The sequence below is a fragment of the Hymenobacter terrestris genome (assembly GCF_013377905.1).
GTDB lineage: Bacteria > Bacteroidota > Bacteroidia > Cytophagales > Hymenobacteraceae > Hymenobacter > Hymenobacter terrestris.
On the sequence record NZ_JABKAV010000008.1, the window covers coordinates 24474 to 48944 of the forward strand.

Here is a 24471-nt window from a genome sequence, read left to right on the forward strand (position 1 = left end):
TTGCCCTGGCACTTTCCACTCCTCCCTATAAAACGCTGCTGATGGTTACTGCACAGGACTTTTCGGCCTTGAAGCTGGAGCTTTCGGTCCGGGCGAAAAACGGGCTCGACTTCATCGGGGCCGCCTGTATCGTCTGGGCCGGTATTGCCTTCGTCTGGACACTGCCTTACGCGCCGGCCCGGCTGGGTTTCATCACGTTTTTTGTGGGGGCGCTGGTGCTGCCGCTGGCCGGACTGCTGTCGAAGGTGTTAGGCACCACTTGGGTGCTGCCGCACAACCCGCTGCAGCCGCTGGGGCTGTGGCTGAACTTCGCGCAGCTGTTTTACTTACCCATTCTGCTGTTCGTGTTCAGCCGCTATCCGCAGCACTTTATCATGGTGTACGGCGTCATCACCGGGGCCCATTTCTTTCCCTACGCCTGGTTCTACGACACCAAAGCCTATGCTTTTATGGCCGGGGTAATTGCGGTGGGCTGCACCGCACTGGGTCTCTGGATAAAGAACCCGGCCGAGCTGTACCTGATTCCGCTGTTTCTGACGGGCGCGCTGCTGCTGCTGGCTGGCCTGCTCTTCATTTCGTACCGCCGCCACCGGCAGGTATACGCGGCCACGGCCGGTCCCAACGCCGTTCCGGCCCTCGCCTGATGCTCCGATCTGTGCTGTCTGCCTACGCCGCCGTGCCGGCCCCCACCCGCGCCTACTGGTACTGCCAGGCGGTGGGCTGGACGCTTTACGCGCTGTTCAATGTGGTGGTCTTCTCCATATTGAGCCGGTTTTCGGCCGATATACTCCTGATCAGCCTGACTATTACGCTGACACTGCTGGGCCTGACCCATGCGCTGCGCTACCACATCAGGGCCCAGAACTGGACGCAGCTAGCCCCGCTGCCGCTGCTGAGGCGGCTGCTGGTGGGCAATCTGCTGCTGTCGGTACTGAGCCAAGTTATCATCTGGGCCCTGATTTATTGGGTAGTACGCCCGGCTCCTAACGGGCAGCCCTATGGCTGGGGACAGTTTATTGGCTACGCGCTCAATGTCAATATCCTGCTTTGGCTCTGGGAAGGATTTTATTTCGGTTGGCACTATCTGAGCCGCTCGCGGCAGGCCGAGGTAGACAAGTGGCGGCTGACGGCGGCCGTGCGCGAGGCGGAAATGCGGACCCTCAAGGCCCAGATAAACCCCCACTTCATGTTCAACGGCCTCAACAACATCCGGGCCCTGGTGATGGAGGACCCGGCCCGTGCCCGCGCCATGATTACGCACCTCTCCGACTTGCTGCGCTACTCCATCCAGCTCAACAGCACCGAGCAGGTTCCACTGGCCCGCGAGCTGGAAATCGTGGAGCACTATCTGCAGCTCGAAGCCATTCAGCTCGAAGAACGCCTGAGCTACTCGCTCGACGTAGACCCGGCCGCACTAGCAGTCCTCATCCCGCCCATGACGGTGCAGCTGCTAATCGAAAACGCTATCAAGCACGGCCTCGCGCCCCGCCCCGAAGGTGGCACCATTCAACTCACGGCCCAACTCAACGACTCCAACACGCTGCACCTGCGCGTGCGCAACACCGGCCGCTTCGCCCCCACCCCCGGCCACGAGGGCGTAGGCCTGCGCAACGCCCGCGAGCGGCTGGCGCTGCTCTTCGGCCCCGCTGCCCACCTGCACCTCGCCAACGACCCGCACTGCCCCAACACCGTAGTGGCCCATCTGCAGCTGCCGGTCGGTTAGTGGTCAGAGAAGAACGTCATTCAGAGCGGAGCGAAGAATCTCGCCTAAAAACCTAAACGCTAATGCAGAACGTCAGCGAGCGAAATTCTTCGTTCCACTCTGAATGACGGTTACTGTCAACCAATGAAAATATGACAACTCTTATCGTCGATGATTCGCGGCTGGCCCGCACCGAGCTGCGGCATTTGCTGGGCGCTTTCCCCGATATAGCGGTGGTGGGCGAGGCGCGCCACGCCGCCGAGGCCCGCGAACTGCTGGCCACCTTTCGGCCCGATTTGCTGTTGCTCGACATTCATATGCCCGGCGAAACCGGCTTCGAGCTGCTGGCCTCGCTGGAGGCTGCGCCCCAGGTTATCTTCACCACGGCCTACGACGAGTACGCGCTGCAGGCATTCGAGGTAAACGCACTCGACTACCTGCTCAAGCCCGTGCAAACTGAGCGGCTGGCTGCAGCCCTGGCCAAGGCGCGGGCCCGCGCCGCCGCGCTGCCCGAGCCGACCGCTACTTCGGCCCCCGAAGCCCCGGCCGAGGCAGCTACTACCCCGCTCACCGAAAACGACCAGGTATTTGTGCGCGACGGCGAGCAGTGCTGGTTTGTGCGCCTGAGCGAGGTGCGGCTGTTCGAAATCAGCGGCGGCTACACCCAAATTTACTTTGATACGCACCGGCCGCTTATTCCGCGCACGTTGCAGCATCTGGAGCAGCGGCTGGATGCGCGCACGTTTTTCCGGGCTAACCGCCAGCAGATTATCAACCTAAAATGGGTGGAAAGCATCGAACCCTGGTTCAGCAACACACTCAAAATCAGGCTGCGGGGCGGGCCCGAAGTGGAGGTATCGCGCCAGCAGTCGGCGCGGTTCCGAGAATTGTTGAGCCTTTAATCCTTATAAAAGAACTTCTGGCATTATTCGGCGACAACTGTATCCTTTTGAGGCGGGTTAAGGTACAAAGACTAAATAAGTAACTGAGCAACTGCAACAAACTGTTGTCGATGCACCGGTTACCATTTGTCAATTTGCCCCACACATCATGAAACTTCTACTACTAAACTCCGCCTTGGGCTTGCTGCTGGTAGGTTCCGCCTCCTGTTCCAGCGGAGATAAAGCCATGGAGCGTCCGACCCGTTTCAGCAACACCTCCGTCAAACGCTCCAACGACAAGTCGCGCTCCTACAAAAACCGCGGCCCTATCGGCCTGGGCGTCGACTTAAACGCCAACGACCCTCAAAAATTCCGGATGGTGGACGCGCCCAAGAAGTACAAGTACAAAAAGCCCCGGCAGTAGCTTTGTTAGCTGTTAGCCGAAAAACGAACAAGGCCCCGCACTCAAATGAGTACGGGGCCTTGTTTTGTGCAAGGGGTTCAGTTTTGTTGAATGGAAGCCCGCAGCTAAAAGCTTAGGCAATCGGCTCGCGGAAACCTACCCAGGTGAAGCGCTTAATAACGAATTCGGGATTGGTGAATGAGGCGTTGCCGGCCGGATTGCCGCCGGTTACGTGGAAGTCGGAGAAGCCCGCGTTCTGATTCACGTAGATGCCGCCGGTCAGGTTGAAGCTGACGGGCGTGCCGGCCAAGCTCATCTCGTCCATAATTTGCTCCTTAACGGCCGAATCGGTGGTGTAGGCACCGCACGAAATGGCACCATGCTCGCGGGCCAGGTCGGCCGCCAGCCGGATGCTTTCCTGGGTGTCGCGGGTTTTGATGACGAGCATAATCGGGCCGAACAACTCTTGGCTGAACTGCTCGACGCGGCTGGCATCGACCTCCTGAATGCTCGTGGAGCAAGTCCGGGCGTTCTGGAACACGGGGTTCTCAATGGTGCCGTGGGCCAGTACCGAGCGGCTGCCTTCGAGGGCCAGGTCGCGCACCCTCTCTTGGGTGGCGGCGCTCTGGATGGCGCCCAGCACGTGCGGGCCGGCCTTGGGGTTCTGGGCCAGGCTGGTTACGGCGGCGGCCAGCTTCTGCACCACGTCTTCATAAGGCACCAGCTCGCCAGCCACTTTCACGCCGCTTTCGGGAATGAAGAAGTTCTGGGGCGCAGTACACATCTGACCCGAATACAGGCTTACCGAGAAGGCCAGGTTCTGGGCCACCTTATCGAGGTCGTCGCACGAGTCGAGGATGATGGAGTTGACCCCGGTTTTCTCGGTGAATACCGTTTTGCCCTTCAGTCCCTCAATGTACTCGCCGAAGGCCGAGCCGCCGGTGTAGTCGATGAGCTTCACGGCCGGATTTTCGGCCAGCTCCTTGGCAATCAGGTGGTCGTTGGCATCCACGGCCAACTGGCAGATGCGCGGGTCGAGGCCGTGGGCCACCAGCACTTTCTGCACTTCGGCCACCACAATGGCGATGGGCAGTACGGCTTTGGGGTGAGGCTTGATGATGACCGGGTTGCCAGTGACCAGCGAGGCGTACATGCCGGGCACCGTGTTCCAGGTCGGGAACGTGGAGCAGCCAATTACCAGGGCCACACCTTTGGGCACGGCGCGCCAGGTTTTATGCAGCGTGATACTGTACTTGCCCATGGGCTTCTCCCAGCGGGTTTCCTCCGGGAAGCGGGTCTGCTCCTCGTAGCCGGCGGCAATGGCCTCCAGGGCGCGGTCGGCGGCGTGGGGGCCGCTGGCCTGAAACGACATCATGTAGGCCTGGCCGGTGGTGTGCATGGTGGCGTAGGCAATTTCGAAGAACCGCTCCTTCATGCCCTCCAGCGTTTCAGTGAGCAGCGCGGCGCGGTCGGCCGTCTTCAGCTTGCGCCACTGCCCGAACACTTCTTGAGCGTTGGCTACCAGCGTTTCGGGATTGTAGTACGGGTACTCGATGCCCAGCGAAGCCTGCTCGTAGGGCGACTCCTCCTGGCCGGCCCAGCCAGCGGGTTCGCCCTGCTGCAGCTCAGTAAAGCGCTGGTCGCGGTGGGCTTTGAAGCTGGCGCGGCCTTCTTTGTCGGCATCGGCACCGTAGATTTCGGGCGAGGGGTTTTCGGGGAAGGCGGCAAAGAACGTACGGCCGTGCAGAGCCTCCACGGCCGCGTCGAGGGTGGCTTGGTGCTTCTGGGTAGTGTCGGTGGTGGTGTTCATGAAGAAAAATAAGGGTGGGAAAGTAGAATACTGCGCCGCGCTGGTAGCCATAACGTAAACCGCAGGCCGCGGTAGATGGCTTTCTGCCAGCGGCGGGACCCCGCTGGACCGCCAAGCCCCGCCACTGGCCGGCTGGGGCCAGTACTTCGGCTAAAAGTAGGGTCCGGCTGCTTCGGGGTGGCTAAATTTACGAAATAGGCCCCGAACCCGCCCGAACCAATCCGTTGGGGCTGTAGTTTCGTTAGCCTGACTACCGGGCCACCGCGCGCTTCTACCCTATTCATCTGGTACCATGCTACTACCTCTACGTTGGTTTTGCTGCGCCGCGCTGCTGCTGGTCAGTACTGTTGCGGCTGTGGCCCAATCGGCAGCATCTAGCCGCACGGTGCGGCCGGGCGTGCTGGTTTTCCGGCTGAAAGCTGCCCCCACCGACGCCACCCAGTCGCGCCGGCCGGGCCCGGCGGTGCTACCGGCGGCCCTCACAACTACTTTCCAGGCCCTTGGCGCCACGGCCCGGCCCAAATTCCCCCGGGCCGCCATGCCTACTGCGGCCCGCGCCCAGGCCGGAGCCGTGGATTTGGGCCTGCTTTATGAGCTGACGCTGCCCACCGGTACCTCGCCGGCGCAGATGCAGCAGCGGCTGCTTAAAACCGGCCTAGTGGAGTACGCCGAGCCACTCTACGACTACCAGCCCCTGCATCAACCCAACGACCCGCAAGCCGACTCGGTGGGCCCCGGGGGCCAGTATTACCTCCGAAATATCCGCGCCCATCAGGCCTGGAACCTCACGCAGGGCGATACGAGCATCGTCATCGGCATTGCGGATGGCGGCACCCGCTTCACCCACGAAGACCTGGCGGGTAAGAATCAGCTCAACCGCCTCGACCCCATCGATGGCATTGATAACGATGGCGACGGCTACATCGACAACTATTACGGCTGGGATTTCGCTGACCACGACAACGACCCTGAACGCGCCCGCAACCCCACCGACATGGCCCACGGCGTGATGGTAACCGGCGTAGCCGCTGGGGCTACCAACAACGGCCGCGGTATTGCCAGCGTGGGCTACAAGTCGCGGTTCATGCCCCTGAAAATCTATCCTTCCACCCTTGAAGGCTCATTTGGCGGCTACGAGGCCATTGTATATGCCGCCGACCACGGCTGCCAGGTCATCAACCTGTCGTGGGGGGGCGCGGGGGCGCCCTCGCGCTTCGAGCAGGATGTTATCAGCTACGCTGCCCTCAACCACGATGTGGTAGTGGTGGCCGCCGCCGGCAACACGCCCCAGGACCTTGATTTCTACCCCGCCAGCTACCAGCACGTGGTGTCGGTGGCCTTGACTACCATCACCGACGAGCGAAGCCTGATTAGCACTTTCAGCTACCGGATTGATTTATCGGCCCCCGGCGAAGGCATTATCACAACGCTTGGCTTTACTGATACCGACTATGTCAAAACGGGCGGCTCGTCGTTTGCTTCGCCCCAGGTGGCGGGGGCAGCCGCGCTGGTACGCAGCCGGTTCCCACAACTCAACGCCGCTCAGGTAGCCGCCCAAATTCGGCGCACCACCGATTTCATCGACGACCTGCCCGGCAATATACCTTACGCCGGCCGGCTGGGTTCGGGCCGGCTGAACGTGTTTCGGGCCGTGTCGGAGCAGCCTTATTCGGCCCGGGTGGTGGCCCGCACGGCCGCTCCTGCCCGCACGTTCTACCAGCCCGCCGACACGTTGCGCCTTACAGTGCGGGTGCAGAACTTGCTACGGGAACTGCCGGGCCTTACCGTAACGCTCACCTCGCTTTCCCCTTACCTAATAGTGCGCCAGGGCGAATTCAGCACCGGCCCTTTGGCTAGCTTGGCAGAGGCCAACAACGCCGCCACGCCTTTCCGGCTGGCCGTGGCGGACGCAGGTGTGCCGCTTAATACCAAGGCCGTATTGCGCTACCGCCTCCACCACGAAGCCAGCGGCTACACCGAGTACCAGTATGAAACCCTGCTATTGAACGCAGACTATGTGGTGCTCGGTGCCAACAACCTCCGCTTCACGCTCACCAGCCGGGGCAACCTGGGCTACGACGGCACCAACCCTAGCCTCGGCGAGGGCATCAGCTACCGCCAGGGCCCACCACTGCTGGCCGAAGGCGGGCTGCTATTGGCTACTTCGGCTACGCGCTTAGCCAGCAACGTGCGCAACGATAAGCGCGGCAACGACGCCGATTTTATAGCCGTTGCCCAGGTATACCGCCTACCCGCCGCCAGCGGGTCCATCAACCAACGGGCCGAAGGCCAGCTACGTGAGGTACAGCTACCGGCCACCAACCCACAGGCCGTAGGTGTAACCCTGCGCCAGCGGGCCACTGCCCGGGCCGCAGTTCCACACCAGAATTACGTGCTGCTCGAATACCAGCTCACCAACATTACCACCGATACGCTCCGGCCATTGCATCTGGGCCTGTTTATGGATTGGGACCTGCCCGACAACCCCGCTCGCAACGTCGCCAGCTGGGACGCTGCCCGCCACCTGGGCTATGTGTACGATACGCCCGGCCAGACCATCTATGCCGGCGTGCAACACCTGGCCGGCGGCCAGCCCAGCATATTTAGCCTCAATAACAGTTCAAACATTCCCGCCGGGCCGGTGCGTCTGAATGACGGCTTCAGCCGGGCTGAGAAGTGGCTGACGCTGAGCAGCGGTACTGACAACCCCACTACCGGCTTGCCCGCCGGCGTCGATGCGGCCCAGGTAGTGGGCGCGGCTCTGCCCTACCTGGCCCCTTCCGACTCTATAACGGTATCCTTTGCGGTGCTTGCGGCAAATTCGCTGGCCGAGCTACAGGCCGCAGCCGATGCAGCCACAGCCAGTTACCAGCAGATTCCTACCACCTCGAGTCCACGTATGCTGGCCGGCGTGCGGCTCTACCCCAACCCTACCTCGGGCACTGTGCGCCTGGAACTACCCGCTGGCGACCCGGCCACAGTACGGGTACTGTCGGTGCTGGGACAGCAGCTGGCAGTTTACAGTTTTCGGGAGGGCACCGCTGCTCTCGACCTTTCGGCCTACCCGGCCGGCGTGTACCTGCTGCGGATAGAAACGGCGGCCGGAGTGGGCACCTACCGGGTGCTCAAGCGTCCGTAGCAAACCACAATTGCTGTGTAGGAGTGCCGGTACGCTGTAATGGCGAGACTTCAGCCACTCGGCCCAACTTGGGTGAAATGACAGCGCGCACGGAATCTATCTGGCAGGCCAAGCTACCCCAAATCAGTTAGCAGCTTGCTTATAATATATATATTAATAAATATTTAGAACAAATATCCAACCCACCTAATTAATATCATTTTATCAATACAGAATACATTTTTGGCAATAATAATAGTTGGAAATATGTGAAATTTCTGGCTAATATATTTAGTTTTGCCAACCAATATACTTATATTTGCATATGTCAAAAACGAAGCTTCCCGTCCCCCTTCCGGTGCAGCAATATGCGCGGTGCGTGAACGCCCAGAACCGTCCGGTCGACTACATAGGCGACTGGCCTGCGTGCGGGCAGGTGTACCCTGTGCAACTACGGCGCAACGCCCACAGTAGCGAATGGCAGGTGCAGGTGCTGGGCTTCTATGCCGAGCGCCCCTACGGCACTTTTGCCCGCCACCGCTTCGAGTTCGTGGCCCAGGTCTGGCTTAATTAAGCCGCTGGCTTTGGGGCTTGCATATGGTGTTGCTGTCAGCCCATTTATCTCCTAACCTCCAACCCGGCGGTTTCCGGTTCGCTACCCGGAAACCGCCGGTTTTTCATGCGTCAACGGCTGGTTACCAGACGTTTTTTTGCTATAAATTTTTCAGCTAGCACTTTATGACTTCCGCACCCGGGCTTCCAGTGCGCCTCAATAGACCACCATAAATATGCTACTCCGCCGGGGCTCACTCCTAACCTGAGTGCGGAAAGTTTAGCTACTACCTATCAGCCAATAACCTTAATAGTGCCAGAACATGCCGAAGTCAAACGGCGTCCAGAGGGCGGCGCGCTGGCCGGCGGCTTTCAGGCCCCGGTTGGTCCAGCTGTTGCAGGTATCGAAGAGGTTGTAAGTGCCATTTGCGACGTAGAAAGCATCGTTCTGGCCGTAACTGTGGCCTTTAATCTGCTGGGGGCGGCCGCTGGCATCCAAATCGAACTTGGTTTCGATGAAGCGGACGAGCCGGGCGTATTCGGCCGGCGTGAGCGTGAGTAGCACACACTTGGGGCCCACTTCGGGTTGGTGGTGGAACGTGGTGTGCATGGCCGTGGTACCGAGCCAGAACATAGCCTTCAGGCCGGTGCTGAGCTCAAGTTCGGCCCAGGTGGGCGTATCGAGGTAGAAGCCCCGGTCGCCCCAGCCGAATCCCACAAAATACTGGCTGGTGTCGTTGGCGGGCGTATCGGCGTAGGAAATGAACCGCGTCCAGTCCTGCTGGGCATTGCGCACGGGTAGCACTAGGTCGGTGTGCACGCCGTTGGAGAGCAGGTATACCTCCACGGCTTCGCTGGGAGCGGGCGTAGCCTTTTCGCCGGCCACCGGAACGGCCGACAGCACCACCGAAGCTGCTACATACAAAGCCACCAGCCCGATAATGCCGGCCCCGGTGTAGGCAACGGCGGCGGCTACTGGGTAAAGTGGGTTGGATTTTCTCATAGAAAAGGGAAAAAGGGAGTCTGCCTATACGCGGCCGGCGGCAAAAAGTCAGCTTAGGCCGCCGCTGGTCCCAGTCGGCGGTGGCGCCACCAGCCCCGCCCGGCCAGCGCCGCCCCCAACAGGGCCAGCAACAGCCAGTTGCTGGGCTCCGACATTCGCTGGTCCTCCGCGGCTTCCAAAGCCGCGTGGCCGTTCAGCAACTCGGCTTGTTTGCGTCGCAGAGCAGCTTTTTGGGCATCGTTTTCGAGGGCCAGGTAGGCCGTGAGAGGGGTAAGCAGCCCGGTGCGGAAACTGGCTTCGACCAGTTGGTGACCGGCCGCTGCGCCCGTTTCGGGGTGGTGCAGCTGGTGGCGCCACTGGGCTTGCAACGCTACTCCCGAGCGCCAGTTGCGAGTAGCCAGAGTTGTTGGTTGCTTGGTGGAAACCGGCATATTACTCAGCACTAAATCGGGCTGGCCGTTGGCGGGTAGGTAGGTGGTGGCGTTTTTGGCGTAGGGCCAGGCTACTACGGGGCTGGCCGCAGCCGGGGCCGCCAAGGTGTCGAGCGGGGCAGCAGGGTCGCGCAGCAGCGAGTGGGCTACAAACCGGCCGTCGGGCCGCAGCTCGTAGAAAAGTGCCGATTCGGGGAAGGCATGGCGCAGGTCGGCGAAGTCAGTGGGGAGAATGGCCCGTTCAAAATCAGCCGACACCACTACCAGCACCGGGTAGCGCGGCACAGGCGTTTCGGCGGCCCGCACCAGCGTTTGCCGGATGGCCCGGTCGAGGTAGAAGCCGCCCTCGACGGGCATCCTGGTTTCACCGGGACTTACTTCTGGCCACCTAAGGGAGGTAGTGCGGCTGCCTACCAGGCTATACTTGGTGGTTTTTTCATCCAGCCCTGGTGACCGGACAGCCGTAGCCATCATGTCCCGATAGGTGCTCCAGGCCCCCTGCTGGCCGACCGAGTTATCTACCAGAAAATGATAGTATGGCTGCCGGCGCACCACTGGCAGCGCGGCTTTTTGAGCGGCACTCAGGTAAGTTGCGCCTGCGCTGAGCAAATTCACTTCGGCGGGCAGTGTGGCTCCGCGCCGGGCTTCTCCCAGCTGCACCAGCTGGCCATCGAGCTGTAGTGTGAGTGGCTCGGGATGCAGAAGCTCCAGGCCGGTACGGCGCACTTCGCCGGCTGCAAACGGAAACACGCGCAGCTCCAGTTCGTTGCCATACTTATAAGTCAGCAGGCCCGGGTCGCGGTTTTCGTTGCGAATCTGCCGATATATCCAGGTAGCGGCCCGCTTCTCGGCCAAGATGCCGAACTCACGGCGGCCTTCCATATCGAGGTAGTAATTGCTCACAAAGCAGCCGGCCGGCAGCGTCAGTTGGGTGGTGTATTCGGCTATATCGGCGGAGTCGGGGTTGAGAATAGTAAGGTCGACCCAGCTGACCCAGGCCTGCTGCCGGGCGTCGTAGCGGCTGCGGGCCGCCAGCTTTGTGAGGCGCGGCAGGGACGGGGCGGTGGGCCCTGGCTGGCCATCTGCCTGCGTCAGATCGGCGGGAATCTCCGTTTCCGGCCGGGGTTGGTTGGCCGGTGTTGCCGCGAGAAACACCTCTTCCAGCAGTTCCAGCTTGCTTTCCGGCAGCGTCAGGTTGTCGAGCACCAGCCAGTTGTAGAACGACGACAGGTAGGGCAGCCGGGCCCCAGTGATAGAAGTTCCCCGGTTGGTTTTGTGGTGGCGCACAGTGCCCAGCACGACACTTAGCGCGGCCGTATCAACAGTCGCCATTGGCTGAAAATACTCGGGCAGGTACACGTAATCGAGGGCCCGGTGCAGCGTGGCGCGGTGCCAGACGTACTGCCCGGCTACGGCCAGCGGCAGCACGGCCCCGGCCGCCAGCAGCCCCATCAACAAACTGCGCCGCCCAAAGCGGGGCCGCAACCTAGCGTAGTCCTGGCTCAGCACCCGCACATGCACGATGAACAGCACCAACGGCGCCAACAGCAAAAAGCCAGCTCCCAGCGCCGCCACGGCCACCACCGACAGCGGTAGAAAGGGCAAAAATACCAGGAAGAAATACAGCGTGTAACCAAACAACGCCGCTCGCCCCAGAAAAAGCACCAGCCGCGCATGGGAGCCCGCCGGATTGGGGCAAAGCAGCAGGGCGGCATTGAGCACCGCCAACCCGTACCACCAAGGGCCGGAGAAGTCGCCGAATATGCCGCTTTCACTCCAGCCAGAGCCTCCCATACGCAAGTCGCCGTTGTTGATGGCCAGCCCCAGCAGCGGCAGCACTCCGGCTACCAGCAGCAGCCCAACCCAGCGGAAGGTCTTGGTAGCCGTCCGCTGCCGGGCCAGAATGTACACGCCCCGGCTCAGCGCCAGCAGAAACAGCAGCGTACCGGTAATCAGTAGCACCACCAGCACGTGCTGGGCCACCGGCCCCGAGCCGTAGTGCCACATGGGCATCACCAGTTGGGCAAACAGGTACCAGACCGCCGGCACGGCCAGCGCGGCCCCGAAGTTGGGCAGGACTTTGAATTCGCGGTTTTCGGGTGTCAGGCACAACACCAGCACGGCCGCAGCGTGCGCCAGCGTGGGCATTAGGAAAGTGCCGGCGTAGAGTGGCAGGTCGGCGGGCACCATCCAGCGGGGCACGGCGGAAGGAAAAAGCTGCTGGAGTTGCGTTCCGTACACGTAGAGCCCCACGATGTAAATGCCCAACGCCCCTAGCGCGTAGCCGGTTGACAACTGCCGCCGCCGCGCCGCCAGCCACCTCGCATAGGCCGCATGGACTACGGACAGCCCCAATAGCACTGCGCCCAGCCAATGCCAAGCCAGCCGGCTCGCCGGCTCCAGCAGGCTCTGGATTACGTTGTACTCGGCCCAAAAAAAGAGTAGCAGCAGCGCCACCGGCAGCGTGTTGAGCAGCCAGAGCCACCGCGGATTTAACAAGGTGCGCATAGAAGTAAGGTTTGGGTACTTAGGATTTCGGGGACTTGGATGAGTTCGTGCAGCACGCTAAACCAACGCCGTGCTGGTTGGGCGCTAATAGCTAGCCTTTTTGAGCAGGAGGTGCCGCAGTGCGGCGTAGGCTGCTACCAGGAAAAACAGGTATACCAGTGCCCCCTGCGCCTCGTGCAGCCAGGCGGGGGCCAATGCTGGGGGCAGCAGCTGGCCCAGCCGCACGGCCCCGGCAATACGGGCCGCATTCACGAACAGCGTTAGGGGGTAGCTCAGCAGCAACAGGACCAACAGCGCCAGGCCCGGGCGCGGGCCACGCTGCCATAGGTATGTGGTCGTCAGCACCAGCCCGGTCAACAGTCCGAAGTTGCCGCCCGCGCACGATTTGTCGATGACGATGCTCAGGCCCGAATGCACGTAGCCCCGCCCCGCCACGAACTCAGAGGTCGAGCTAAGTAGCAGATTTACCAGCGCGTTGGTGGGGGCCAGCAGCCAGCGCACATCAGCGGTATCGGCCGCCGCGTAGCACAGCTTGGCAACCACGTAGGCTACCAGTAGCAGCAGATAAGGCAGAAAGCAGATGATGCGGCGCATAGCGAGTGGATGAGTTCAGGCTACGCAAACATAAAACAAAGAACTTTGTAATTCAAAGTTTATTAACAAAAGAGTCTGTTTATAGTGCATCAGTCCCACTGCTGTATGCTCTCCAGCGCTTAGGAGCGCATTCTTTCATTGCTATCATCTTCACTCCTGATTGTCGTCAATACACTCATTGTTGCTATGTCTGCTGTCGTTGGCGTTCTGGCTCTTGGGCCCTTTACTGTGCCTTGACATTAAGCTTATTACACTAAATGTGCGCACTATAGCACCAGACCTTGCAAACGCAAAACGGCCGCCTCCCCTATGCGGGAAGGCGGCCGTTTTCACTTTGCTGTAACAAGCTAGATGCGCTCCGAAAGCTGCGCGTCGCCGCTCTGCATCTGCCGGATAAGGTTCAGGGCCGAGCCGGCCTTAAACCAGGCAATCTGGCCCTCGTTGTAGGTGTGGTTCACCGTGATGAGGTCCGTGTCGCCGTCGGCGTGGTGCAGGCGCACCTGCAGGGGCTTGCCGGGAGCAAACTCGGTCAGGCCGAGGATGTCGATGGTATCGTCCTCCTCAATCAGGTCGTAGTCGGCCTTGTTGTCGAAGGTAAGGCCCAACATGCCCTGCTTTTTGAGGTTGGTTTCGTGAATCCGGGCGAAGGATTTCACCAGCACGGCGCGCACGCCGAGGTGGCGGGGCTCCATGGCGGCGTGCTCACGCGAGCTGCCTTCACCGTAATTCTCATCGCCAATAACCACCGAGCCGATGCCCTGGGCTTTGTAGTTACGGGCTACCGTAGGCACGGGCGAGTAGGGAGTACCCTGCGTGAGGGCATCCTTTACCGAGTTGGTTTGCTCATTGAAGGCGTTGGTAGCCCCGATGAGCATGTTGTTGGAGATGTTATCGAGGTGGCCGCGGTACTTCAACCACGGACCGGCCATCGAAATATGGTCGGTAGTGCACTTGCCTTTGGCCTTGATGAGCAGGCGCAGACCCAGCAGGTCGGTGCCATTCCAGGGCTTAAAGGGCTCCAACAGCTGCAGGCGGTCCGATTCAGACGACACCATTACGTTCACGCCCGAGCCATCGGCGGCGGGCTGCTGATAGCCGGCATCCTCCACGGCGAAGCCACGGGGCGGCATCTCGATACCTACAGGCTCGTCAAACTTCACCTGCTCGCCGGCGCTGGTAGTCAGCGTATCGGTGAGCGGGTTGAAGGTCAGGTCGCCGGCAATGGCAAAGGCCGTCACGATTTCGGGCGAGGCCACAAACGCGTGGGTGTTGGGATTGCCGTCGTTGCGCTTGGCGAAGTTGCGGTTGAAGCTTGTGATAATCGAGTTACGGCGCTTGGGGTCGTCGGTGTGGCGGGCCCACTGGCCGATGCACGGACCGCAGGCGTTGGCCAGCACCACGCCGCCCATTTGGGCAAACGTATCGAGCAGACCGTCGCGCTCCACGGTGTAGCGCACCAGCTCCGAACCAGGCGTTACCGTGTACTCGGCCTGCACGGTCAGGCCCTTATCAGCAGCCTGCTTGGCAATGGAGGCGGCGCGTGTAATGTCTTCGTAGCTCGAGTTGGTGCACGAACCAATCAGGCCTACTTCCAGCTTTGCGGGCCAGCCATGCTCGCGTACGGCCGAGGCAAACTCCGAAATCGGCCACGCGGCGTCCGGCGTAAACGGACCGTTCACGTAGGGCTCCAGCGTATTCAGGTCGATTTCGATGAGCTGGTCGTAGAAATTCTCTGGATTGGCGTACACCTCGTCGTCGGCGCGCAGGTGCGCGGCCACGCCGGCGGCCAGCTCGGCCACTTCGGCCCGGCCGGTGCCGCGCAGGTAAACGGCCATCTTCTCATCGAAGCTGAATACCGAGGTAGTAGCCCCAATTTCGGCGCCCATATTGCAAATGGTGCCTTTACCGGTTGCCGACAGGTTCTCGGCGCCTTCGCCGAAGTACTCTACAATAGCACCAGTGCCGCCTTTCACGGTCAGGATGCCGGCTACTTTCAGAATCACGTCTTTGGCCGACGTCCAGCCCGAGAGCTTACCGGTCAGCTTCACGCCGATTACTTTGGGGAACTTCAGCTCCCAGGCCATGCCAGCCATTACGTCCACGGCATCGGCGCCGCCTACGCCAATGGCAATCATGCCCAGGCCACCCGCGTTGGGGGTGTGCGAGTCGGTGCCGATCATCATGCCGCCGGGGAAGGCGTAGTTTTCGAGCACTACCTGGTGAATAATGCCAGCGCCGGGCTTCCAGAAGCCAAGGCCGTACTTGTTCGAAACTGAAGCTAGGAAGTCGTACACCTCCTTGTTCTCGGAGTTGGCAGTGGCCAAATCGGCATCAGCGCCTACTTTAGCCTGAATCAGGTGGTCGCAATGCACAGTGCTGGGCACGGCGGCCGTAGCCTTGCCGGCCTGCATGAACTGCAACAGCGCCATCTGGGCGGTGGCATCCTGCATGGCTACGCGGTCGGGCGCAAAATCGACGTAGGAAACGCCCCGCTCATACGCCTGCGAAACGGTACCGCCGTGTAGGTGGGCGTACAGAATTTTTTCCGTCAGGGTGAGCGGACGGCCGACCGCTGACCGGGCCGCCTCGATGCGGGTGCCCATGCCAGCGTACACGGCCTTAATCATCTCTAAATCGAATGCCATAATCAGGTTGAAAAAGTGGAGAGAACGAGCCTGCCGGGGCAGACATGCAAATATAGTTAAGCGCCGGGGTCCGGCAAGTCAAATAAGTGCCACCGGGTTTGGCTAAGGGCCTATTTAGAAGCTCTCAAAAGAACCCGGCTAACGGCTCTGGCCATCCGCCAGCGTGGGCCCGCCCAAACTATGCGGGCAGTACCGTAGTTTAGCCCCTGTTTCACTTTTACTCTTTTTCAACCATGCCCGTTGCCTTCTCTTTGCGCAAGGCCATAGCTGGGGCCACCCTCGCGCTGGCCGCTACTGCCTGCCAGTCTGATTCTAAAACTACCGAAACCACCGCGGCCGACGGAGCTGTTTCGCCGCTTACAGCTGGCACCTGGCGGGGCGTACTATCGGCCCAGGGCCAGGAAATACCGTTTCTGTTCGATGTAGCCACTACCGGCGGCCAGCCTACCGTAACGCTGCGCAACGGCGAGGAACGCCTCAAGCTCGACGAAATAACGACGGCCGGCGACTCGACTACCATCAGGCTGGGCGTGTTTGATGCCGCGCTGGTGGTGCGGGCTGCCGGCGAAGGCAAGCTGACGGGTGCCTGGGTGAAGTACGACGCCAACAAGCCCTACCGCGTACCATTTACGGCCGAGATGGGCGCGCAGCCGCTGTTTCCGGTAATGGCCGATCAGAAGGTAACCTCCTTCGATGGCACCTGGAAAGTCAGTTTCAAGGATGATACCGGCAAGACTTACCCGGCCGTAGGCGTATTTACGCAAACACCGGCGGGCGTTACGGGCACGTTTCTTACCAGCACCGGCGACTACCGCTACCTTTCGGGGCAGGCAGATGGCAATACGCTTATGCTAAGCACTTTCGACGGCAGCCACGGCTTCCTGTTCACCGGCAAGCAGCCCGGAAGCACCACCCCCGATAGCGCCACGCGCATTGAGGGCGACTTTTACTCGGGCCTGACGGGCCACGAAACCTGGACCGCAGTGAAGGACCCAACCGCCAAGCTGCCCGACGCCAACGCTCTAACTGGCATGAAGCCCGGCCAGAAAAAGCTGGAGTTCACGTTCCCTAGCATCTACGAAGGGGGCAGCATCTCGCCCTCCGACCCCAAATACCGTGGCAAGGTGCTGGTAGTGCAGCTGCTGGGTTCGTGGTGCCCCAACTGCATGGACGAAACCAACTTCCTGGCCCCTTGGTACGAGAAGAACAAGCAGCGCGGCGTCGAAATTATTGGCCTGGGCTACGAGCGTACGCCTGACCAGGAGGTGGCCGCCCGCAAACTGCTTAAGATGAAGGAGCGCATGAATGTGGGCTATGACCTGGCCGTGGCCGGCGTGGCCGACAAAGATTTGGCCAGCAAGTCGCTGCCCCAAATTCAGAAAGTGCTGGCCTTCCCGACCACCATTTTCATTGATAAAAAGGGCGAAGTCCGGAAGATTCATACCGGCTTTTCGGGCCCCGGCACTGGCCAGTACTACGCGCAGCAGAACGCCGAATTCAACAAAACGATTGACCAGCTGCTAGCCGAATAGCTGCGCTTTTATGGTTGGGCTACGTATAGCATAACGTCGCCCGGGTGATGCCCTGCTCCGGCTTGGCATTGCCCGGGCGACGTTTTTGTTCCACCTTTTTTACTTCCGGCTCATGAAAAACATTCTGGTTCCCACCGATTTTTCGGCCGAGGCGCACCACGCTTTACGGGCCGCAATGCAGCTGGCCCAGCGCGTGGGCGGCAACGTAACGCTGCTGCACGTGCTGCCCATTCCCGACGCCCAGGGGTCGGCCAATTTCAGCGCCTTTGGCGGGCCCACCAACGGAGCCGAGCTGCCCAACGCCTACGGCATCGACCGGATTTTCGTCGTCAGGCTGATGGAGGTAACCCGCCAGCGGATGCAGCTGCTGCTGGCCGAAGCAGCCCAAATGGCTCCCGATGTTCCCGTACACGAGGTACTGGACCAAGTCGAAGTCGATGAGGCTATTCTGAAGGTGATTGAGCAGCGCCACATTGACCTAGTAGTGCTTGGCACCCAGCAGCACGAACCACTGGAGCGCTTCTTCGCCTCTTCGAATACCGAGCAGCTGGTGCGCCTGGCGCCCTGTCCGGTGCTGGCCATTAAGCACGCCACCAACCTCGATGCCGTGCGCGACATCGTATTTGCCTCCGATTTTTCGACCGAAGCCGACCAAGCCGTGCCCGGGCTGCAGCAGGTACGCCAGCTGTTTCCGGATGCCCGCCTGCACCTGCTGCGCGTAACCGACGAGGCCGCAGGTCCGGCCCGCCAGGAGATAGACGACTTCATTAGCCGCCATCAGCTGGCACCCGCCGAAGCCGTGCTCATGGAGGCTGGCAGCATTGAGGGTGGTATTGAGGATGCAGCCCGGAAACTGGGTGCCGGCCTTATTGTAGTGCCCACCCACGCCCGCTCGGCGTTCAGCCGCTTTTTCCAAGGCAGTATTGCCGAAAAGGTTGCCTTCCAGTCAACTCAGCCGGTGCTTACATTTCATCTGTAACCGGGTGCTGCGTTAGCTGGTGATAAGAAGTATAGTGGGCCGGGCCGCAGGGCCGGATTTGCAACGCGGGGTTCGACTGGTACTGTACTGGCCCAACCCCGCATTGGCATTTCTGCGTACACCAAGCCAGGCCTGCGGGCCACATTGCCCTTTTCTAACCTCTATAACACCTAAACCAGCCCTTTCTTATGTGGATTCAGCAGAAAAATACCCCCGCCCCCGTCGATGAATTACAGGGCCATACTGTGGGCCTGAAGTTCGAATGCAACAAGTGCCATGAAGATGTTTTCACGGCTTCCATCGGGGTTCCCGCCGCCGAGCACTTCGCCACTATGCCTGATGATGGCCAGTATGAAACCGAGCAGCTAAAGTGCCCCACCTGCGAAATGACCCACGAAATCACCGTCACCAGTAACCCTAAGGGCGTACGCTTCGAAGTATCGGAAGTGAAGGCCGACCAAGTGTACTACCAGGTGCAGCACTAAACTGTAGATGTTGCTGATAACGCAGATGCGTTTTGTGTTATCAGCAACATCAACAGCACCTACGGTTTACTCTGTGGTCGGCTGCTTGAACTGGCGCTTGCCCGGGGTGATGTTCCAATAGTCGAGTAGCTGGGCTGAGATATCGGATTCAGCGTACGTCGAGGCAGGACTCCAGGTCATTATCGGGCAGCTCTGCGGCAGCTCTACGGTAAGTTTAGAGGAGCCATCCAGTGTTTCAAGGGCCTCGCGCTGGCAAGCATTGGTTGGGTAGTGCCAGCTATTATCGGAAACGGTATAGAAGATGCCTAGCGCAGCCGCCCAACCCAAATAGCTCAGGCGACGGCGCCCCGTGAGGTGGTGACCTAGGTAGTAAGTGGTGGCACCGTAGAGAGCCATCAGGCCCAGTAGCACGGGCATAATGGAGTCACGTCGGATGATGTGGGGGCGGTACTCGCGGTAGCCGCCGAGTGGCAATAGTAGCATATAGACCACGGAAAACACTGCCAGCCAGCCCAGCAACTGCCGTAGCCGCCGGCTTTCAGTAGTAGCAGGCAGCAGCCGGCCAATCATCAATGTGTTCAGCAGCACTACTCCGAGCAGAATGGCTAGCGCAGGCCGCCGAAAGAAGGTTTCGTTCAAGCCTGTGGGGAGCCGGCGGTAGCGCTCGGCCAGCGGGATGCTGATGTCACGGCTTTCCAGTTCGAATTGCCCGATGTAGAGCGAATACAGGCACAGCGCGCCCAGTAGCGCCAGCAAACTGAACGCCCGCCAAGGCACCCGTTGCACGATGGCGCCCCAGTTCCTGCCCGTAGCCCGCCACTGCCGCACCAGCCAAACCAGACAGATGCCGGTGCTGAGTACGGCTACCCCCCCCGGAATAATCGGACCGTTAAAGCTTAGTACCACGGCGAGGCCCGACAGCAGCCCAAACTGCCACCAGCGCGGCCGAAATGTTCGCCGGGTTTGTGCTGCCCGGTAAAAAGGCCAGTAAAACAGCCCCAGCAGCGCCAACGGAAAGGCGTAGAAGAAGGTGTAGGTAATGGCATTGTCGATTATACCCATCTGGTTGTGGTAGCCCGCCGACTGAAACAGCGGCACCAACACGGCCACAATCAACCAAAAACGGCGACCGGCGTGCGCACGGCCGCTGGCGTACAAGGCCAGCACATAGAGCAACAATGCCTGCACTGCGGCGCTGAACAGCCCACAAGCCACGTACACGCTTGCGATGGGCGGCATAAAACGTTGTAGCGCAAACGGCACCGTTTTAAAGTAAGCCACCATGGCCATATGCGCAAAGAAGCGGTTGGGTGCCGTGTACAGCTCACCTCGGGTAAGCGCAGCCCAGCCGAACGGGTCCGAGAGCACCGGCCGGCAGTCGGGAGAGGGCAGCACGATGTAGGCCAGGTCGCCATCGAGCGGCAGGCGGTAGTTCTGCCAGTAGGTGTAGCCCAAATCGAGGGCCACAAACAGCACCAGCAGCGGCAGCAGGTAACGGGTTCTCATGCGGGCGGGCAGGCTTCAGAACGCGAGGCGGCTACTTTTCGCGCTCGATGGTGTAGTTGATGAGCTGTTCGAGCGAGGTGCGTGAAGCCGACTCGGGGAAGGTACGCAACACAGCCAGCGCCTCGTCGCGGTAGCGCTCCATCACACCAATAGCATAGTCAAGCCCGCCCGACTGCTTCACGAACTCAATTACCTGCTGCACCCGGTCGCGGCGGCCGTCGTTGTTTTTCACGTTGAAAATGACGCGGCGCTTGGTGAGCCAGTCAGCTTTTTGCAGGGCGTAAATCAACGGTAGGGTCATCTTTTTCTCCTTGATATCGATGCCCAGCGGTTTGCCGATTTCGGCCGTGCCGTAGTCGAACAGGTCGTCCTTTATCTGGAAAGCCATACCCACCTTCTCGCCAAACAGCCGGGCGCGCTCCACCGTTTCGAGGTCGGCACCGGCCGAAGAGGCCCCCACGGCGCAGCAGGAGGCAATAAGCGAGGCCGTTTTCTGGCGGATGATGTCGAAGTACACGTCCTCGGTGATGTCGAGGCGGCGGGCTTTTTCAATCTGTAGCAGTTCGCCTTCACTAAGCTCCTTCACCGCGTTGCTCACAATCTTGAGCAGGGCGTAATCGTCGTTTTCCAGGCTCAGCAGCAGGCCTTTGCTCAGCAGGTAGTCGCCTACCAGCACGGCTATCTTGTTCTTCCAGAGCGCATTGATGGAAAAAAAGCCGCGGCGGTAGTTGCTCTCGTCCACCACATCGTCGTGCACGAGTGTGGCCGTATGCAGCAACTCAATCAGGGCCGCGCCGCGGAAAGTGGCTTCGGGCAGCGGGTCGCCGCCGCAGATTTTGGCCGTGAAAAACACGAACATCGGCCGAATCTGCTTGCCCTTGCGCTTCACTATGTAGCCCATGATTTTGTCGAGCAGCAGCTGTTTGGTCTGCATCGACTGGCGGAATTTCTTTTCGAATTCCACCATCTCCAAGGCAATCGGAGCCTGTATCTGGTCCAGCGAAATGGTCATGCGGCGTAATTGGGCAATGCAATGATACGGGAAAAGGCGCAGGGGCCACCTGTTATGCTGCCCAAGGGGAAATCTGATTTGAAATAGCGCATATAAACCCCGGAGTTCTGCCCCGGTTCTTGGTGTGCAGGCATAACAGTTTAGTCCTGTCTTATTACCTTCGTTTTATGCCCAATCAGCCTGTTTCCGTCAATTTTCTGCTGTCCGGCCCCGGCCACAACCGCCCGTTTGCGGCCGATGCCCGCTTCGTGCCCGACGGCCGGGCCAAGCCGGTAGTGGTATTTGTACATGGCTTCAAGGGGTTCAAAGACTGGGGTCACTTCAATGTGCTGGCCGACTGGTTTGCCCGCCGGGGCTTCGTGTTTGTGAAGCTTAACCTCTCGCACAACGGCGTGGTGGTGGGCGGCACCGGCGACCTGGAGGACTTGGAGGCCTTTGGCCGTAATAATTTCAGCATTGAGCTTGATGATTTGGGTGCCCTGCTCGATGCCCTGCACCAGCCGGGCGCCACGGAAATACCGGCCGCCGAAATGGACCTGGCGCACCTCGCTCTCATCGGCCACAGTCGCGGTGGCGGGCTGGTACTGCTGAAAGCGGCCGAAGACGCCCGCGTACGGGCCGTGGCTAGCTGGGCCGCCATCAGCAACGTAAACCCGGGCTGGACGGAGCAGCAGATGGCCGACTGGCAGCAGCAGGGCGTGGTATACGTGGAGAACTCGCGCACCAAGCAGCAGCTGCCGCTCGGCTACCAACTAGTCGAGAACTACTACCAACACCAAGCCCGCCTCGACATTGAGCAGAACCTGCGCCAGCGCCTCCACAACCGCCCCGTGCTTGTCCTGCACGGCGACCAGGACGAAACCGTGCCGCTGGCCCGCGCCCAACAGCTACACGCGTGGCAACCCACTACCGAGCTACTGGTGCTGCCCGGCACCACCCACAACTTCGGTGGCACCCACCCCTGGCCCTCGGCCGAGCTGCCCGAACAGGCCCGGCAGGCCGCCGAGGCTACGGCTGAGTTTTTTGAGCGCCGCTTTTAGGCTCGAACCGCATGAGAAAGCTCCTTACCAGCCTCTTTGTGCTGGCCGTTAATTTTTACTTTGGCGCGGCCGTTGGGGGCGTGGCCGCAACGCTCTACACCTTCTGGCAGGGCCCTGTTTCGGCCGAAATCGGGGTGGGGTTAGTGGTAGCCGTACTACTTGCGTGCACTGCCTATCAGGTTTTTCGGGCCCGCTTTGCCTGGCAGAGTCCCGGTGAAATGGCCGTGGGCAACACCAGCAAAACCGACCTGCTAATTCAGTCCAAACCCTTTTCCATCTCCCGCATTCCCCTGTTTCTGCTGCTGCTCCTGACGCTGGCGCTGCCCGGAAACTTCCTGGACGGCGTGGGCGATGGGCGCATATACGACCTCCCACAAATCTTCACCATCGCCCTGCTTTACCTGGGCTTCTACCGCGGGCTCGACTTTTTTGAGCAGCCGGGCTTTGCTGCCACGGCTATGTTCTTCGGCGGGCTTTTACTGTCGGCAACGGTAGCGCGCACATCGGAGGGCGCAGTTCCCATCCTGTTCCTCATTCTGGCAGGCCTCTGGCTGATAGCGTGGCTGGTATACCGGCGCTTCTACCTTCCTGCTGTTTACTCCTAAGCCTATGCCAACTGCTTACCTGCTGCTAGGCTCCAACCTCGGCGACCGAACCGCCACGTTGCAGGCCGCCGTGGCCGAGCTGGGCCGCACGGCCGGCCCGGTAAGGGCCACCTCGGGCGTCTACGAAACGGCCGCCTGGGGCCTGACTGAGCAGCCAGCCTTCCTCAACCAAGCGCTGGAAATACAGACCAACCTCTCTCCTGCCCAATTGCTGGCCGTCTGCCTGGCCGCCGAGCAGCATGCGGGCCGGCAGCGGCTGGTGCGCTGGGGTTCCCGCACCCTCGACGTGGATATATTGCTCTACGACGACCTGGTACTCGATACGCCCACGCTCCAGCTGCCCCACCCGCGCCTACCGGAGCGCCGCTTTGCCCTGCTGCCCCTGGCCGAAATTGCGGCTACCTTGGTGCATCCGGGCCTGGGTTGCACCGTAGCCGAGTTGTTGGCTGAGTGTTCAGACGAGCTTGCGGTTACGCGGGTTAATGGCGAGCCTCGTTGATTCTGGTGCGTGAGACGGAAAATTCAACTCACAAAAAAGGTCCTGCCGTGAATGGGCAGGACCTTTTTTGTGAGCACTAAAGCGAATTACAAAGCTGCTGAGCCGGCCGAAACCTCCGGCGCAATCTTCTTGACGAGGCCCTGCAGGACCTTGCCGGGGCCGCACTCCACGAACTCAATTGCACCGTCCTGCACCATGCGCTGCACGCTCTGGGTCCAGCGGACGGGGGCGGTGAGCTGGCGCACGAGGTTTTCGCGGATTTCGTCGGGGTCGGTGTGCGGGGCAGCGTCCACGTTCTGGTACACCGGGCAGATACCGGCCGCAAAGCTCGTTTTGGCAATGGCTTCGGCCAGCGCCGCTTCGGCCGACTGCATCAGTGGCGAGTGGAAGGCGCCACCCACCGGCAGCGGCAGGGCGCGCTTGGCCCCAGCAGCCTTCAGCTGCTCGCAGGCCAGCTCGATGCCGCGTTGCGAGCCTGACACTACCAGCTGGCCGGGACAGTTGTAGTTGGCAGCTACCACAATGTCACCGCCCGCTGTAATTTCCTGGCAGATGCGGGCCGTCGTGTCGTCGTCGAGGGCTAGGATGGCGGCCATGGTGCCGGGCTGCTCCTGGCAGGCGGCCTGCATGGCGCGGGCCCGTTGGGCTACCAATTGCAGGGCGTCTTCAAAACGCAGCACTTTGGCGGCTACCAGCGCCGAAAACTCGCCCAGCGAATGGCCGGCCACCATATCGGGCCGGAAGTCGGGCAGCACGGTGGCCAGCGCCACCGAGTGCAGGAAAATGGCCGGCTGGGTTACGTCGGTGCGGCGCAACTCCTCATCAGAGCCCGCAAACATGGCCTCTGTAAGCGAAAAGCCCAGGATTTCGTTGGCTTGGTCCATCAGGCGCTTGGCTTCGGGGTGCTGCTCGTACAGCTCGCGGCCCATGCCGCTGAACTGGCTGCCCTGGCCGGGGAAGATAACTGCTTTCATGTGGTCAGAATAAGCCCCACGACAGCTTCTGGCTGGAAGCGCCGCCGGGGCAGGCGGAAAAATTACGGTCGCAAGCTGCATAAAAATGTTGGACTGCCCGATGCAAATACCCTACAGGCAACCCAGACACCCGTTTTTTGCGCACAGAAAAGCCGGATTCTCAACAGAGAACCCGGCTTTTCTGGCTTTGAT

At 60.7% G+C, this 24471-nt stretch carries 20 protein-coding genes; 12 read left to right on the plus strand and 8 right to left on the minus strand.

What is annotated here, in order from left to right; all coding sequences use genetic code 11:
• Nucleotides 1-41: 41 nt before the first annotated feature.
• The 4 genes from HW556_RS04550 to HW556_RS04565 all read left to right on the plus strand — a co-directional run bounded on the left by HW556_RS04550 (nucleotide 42) and on the right by HW556_RS04565 (nucleotide 3007).
• Nucleotides 42-644, plus strand: coding sequence for a DUF7010 family protein (locus HW556_RS04550; RefSeq protein WP_176898394.1), 603 nt, complete (start codon nucleotides 42-44; stop codon nucleotides 642-644).
• An 11-nt stretch (nucleotides 645-655) separates the two neighbouring features.
• Nucleotides 656-1723, plus strand: coding sequence for a sensor histidine kinase (locus tag HW556_RS04555; protein ID WP_176898396.1), 1068 nt, complete (start codon nucleotides 656-658; stop codon nucleotides 1721-1723).
• Between the two features lie 131 nt (nucleotides 1724-1854).
• Nucleotides 1855-2604, plus strand: a complete 750-nt coding sequence (locus tag HW556_RS04560) for a LytR/AlgR family response regulator transcription factor (protein ID WP_176898398.1) — start codon at nucleotides 1855-1857, stop codon at nucleotides 2602-2604.
• A 148-nt stretch (nucleotides 2605-2752) separates the two neighbouring features.
• On the plus strand, nucleotides 2753-3007 hold the full coding sequence (locus HW556_RS04565; protein ID WP_176898400.1) for a hypothetical protein: 255 nt from the start codon (nucleotides 2753-2755) through the stop codon (nucleotides 3005-3007).
• A 112-nt stretch (nucleotides 3008-3119) separates the two neighbouring features.
• Here the strand turns inward: HW556_RS04565 and paaN are convergent, their stop codons facing one another.
• Complete coding sequence (paaN, locus tag HW556_RS04570; RefSeq protein ID WP_176898402.1) at nucleotides 3120-4796, minus strand: phenylacetic acid degradation protein PaaN; 1677 nt, start codon at nucleotides 4794-4796, stop codon at nucleotides 3120-3122.
• A gap of 292 nt (nucleotides 4797-5088) precedes the next feature.
• Between paaN and HW556_RS04575 the strand changes: the two genes are divergently transcribed.
• Complete coding sequence (locus HW556_RS04575; protein ID WP_176898404.1) at nucleotides 5089-7935, plus strand: S8 family peptidase; 2847 nt, start codon at nucleotides 5089-5091, stop codon at nucleotides 7933-7935.
• A gap of 304 nt (nucleotides 7936-8239) precedes the next feature.
• A complete protein-coding gene (locus tag HW556_RS04580) occupies nucleotides 8240-8488 on the plus strand; it encodes a hypothetical protein (protein WP_176898406.1) in 249 nt (82 codons plus the stop codon).
• A gap of 285 nt (nucleotides 8489-8773) precedes the next feature.
• Here HW556_RS04580 and HW556_RS04585 read toward each other — a convergent pair whose 3' ends face one another.
• The 4 genes from HW556_RS04585 to HW556_RS04600 all read right to left on the minus strand — a co-directional run bounded on the left by HW556_RS04585 (nucleotide 8774) and on the right by HW556_RS04600 (nucleotide 15647).
• A complete protein-coding gene (locus HW556_RS04585) occupies nucleotides 8774-9469 on the minus strand; it encodes a TIGR02117 family protein (protein ID WP_176898408.1) in 696 nt (231 codons plus the stop codon).
• 53 nt (nucleotides 9470-9522) lie between these two features.
• Nucleotides 9523-12408, minus strand: a complete 2886-nt coding sequence (locus HW556_RS04590; protein ID WP_176898410.1) for an MSEP-CTERM sorting domain-containing protein — start codon at nucleotides 12406-12408, stop codon at nucleotides 9523-9525.
• A gap of 84 nt (nucleotides 12409-12492) precedes the next feature.
• Nucleotides 12493-13002 carry an exosortase K gene (xrtK, locus tag HW556_RS04595; RefSeq protein WP_176898412.1) on the minus strand — a complete coding sequence of 170 codons (510 nt, stop codon included), beginning with the start codon at nucleotides 13000-13002 and terminating at the stop codon, nucleotides 12493-12495.
• A gap of 347 nt (nucleotides 13003-13349) precedes the next feature.
• Entirely contained in the window at nucleotides 13350-15647 is a 2298-nt protein-coding gene (locus HW556_RS04600) for an aconitate hydratase (protein WP_176898414.1), read from the minus strand.
• Between the two features lie 233 nt (nucleotides 15648-15880).
• On the opposite strand from HW556_RS04600, the gene HW556_RS04605 reads away from it, so the two are divergent.
• The 3 genes from HW556_RS04605 to HW556_RS04615 all read left to right on the plus strand — a co-directional run bounded on the left by HW556_RS04605 (nucleotide 15881) and on the right by HW556_RS04615 (nucleotide 18643).
• Nucleotides 15881-17179, plus strand: a complete 1299-nt coding sequence (locus tag HW556_RS04605; protein WP_176898416.1) for a peroxiredoxin family protein — start codon at nucleotides 15881-15883, stop codon at nucleotides 17177-17179.
• A 112-nt stretch (nucleotides 17180-17291) separates the two neighbouring features.
• Nucleotides 17292-18158, plus strand: a complete 867-nt coding sequence (locus tag HW556_RS04610; RefSeq protein WP_176898418.1) for a universal stress protein — start codon at nucleotides 17292-17294, stop codon at nucleotides 18156-18158.
• A 188-nt stretch (nucleotides 18159-18346) separates the two neighbouring features.
• Nucleotides 18347-18643 carry a hypothetical protein gene (locus tag HW556_RS04615; protein ID WP_176898420.1) on the plus strand — a complete coding sequence of 99 codons (297 nt, stop codon included), beginning with the start codon at nucleotides 18347-18349 and terminating at the stop codon, nucleotides 18641-18643.
• A 66-nt stretch (nucleotides 18644-18709) separates the two neighbouring features.
• Here the strand turns inward: HW556_RS04615 and HW556_RS04620 are convergent, their stop codons facing one another.
• Both HW556_RS04620 and HW556_RS04625 read right to left on the minus strand, forming a co-directional pair.
• Nucleotides 18710-20149, minus strand: a complete 1440-nt coding sequence (locus HW556_RS04620) for a hypothetical protein (protein ID WP_176898422.1) — start codon at nucleotides 20147-20149, stop codon at nucleotides 18710-18712.
• Nucleotides 20150-20180: 31 nt separating this feature from the next.
• Nucleotides 20181-21161 carry a polyprenyl synthetase family protein gene (locus HW556_RS04625; RefSeq protein WP_176898424.1) on the minus strand — a complete coding sequence of 327 codons (981 nt, stop codon included), beginning with the start codon at nucleotides 21159-21161 and terminating at the stop codon, nucleotides 20181-20183.
• A 167-nt stretch (nucleotides 21162-21328) separates the two neighbouring features.
• Here HW556_RS04625 and HW556_RS04630 point away from each other — a divergent pair, with 167 nt between their 5' ends.
• Genes HW556_RS04630 through folK form a run of 3 tightly spaced genes read left to right on the plus strand, consistent with a single transcriptional unit; the run spans nucleotide 21329 to nucleotide 23305 of the window.
• Nucleotides 21329-22201, plus strand: coding sequence for an alpha/beta hydrolase family protein (locus tag HW556_RS04630; RefSeq protein ID WP_176898425.1), 873 nt, complete (start codon nucleotides 21329-21331; stop codon nucleotides 22199-22201).
• Nucleotides 22202-22212: 11 nt separating this feature from the next.
• On the plus strand, nucleotides 22213-22806 hold the full coding sequence (locus HW556_RS04635) for a hypothetical protein (protein ID WP_176898427.1): 594 nt from the start codon (nucleotides 22213-22215) through the stop codon (nucleotides 22804-22806).
• A 4-nt stretch (nucleotides 22807-22810) separates the two neighbouring features.
• The gene (folK, locus tag HW556_RS04640) at nucleotides 22811-23305 is read left to right on the plus strand and encodes a 2-amino-4-hydroxy-6-hydroxymethyldihydropteridine diphosphokinase (RefSeq protein ID WP_176898429.1); all 495 of its coding nucleotides are present in this window, start codon (nucleotides 22811-22813) and stop codon (nucleotides 23303-23305) included.
• A gap of 86 nt (nucleotides 23306-23391) precedes the next feature.
• Here the strand turns inward: folK and fabD are convergent, their stop codons facing one another.
• Nucleotides 23392-24279: an ACP S-malonyltransferase gene (gene fabD / locus HW556_RS04645; protein ID WP_176898431.1), complete on the minus strand. Its 888-nt coding sequence runs from the start codon at nucleotides 24277-24279 to the stop codon at nucleotides 23392-23394.
• Nucleotides 24280-24471 lie beyond the last annotated feature (192 nt).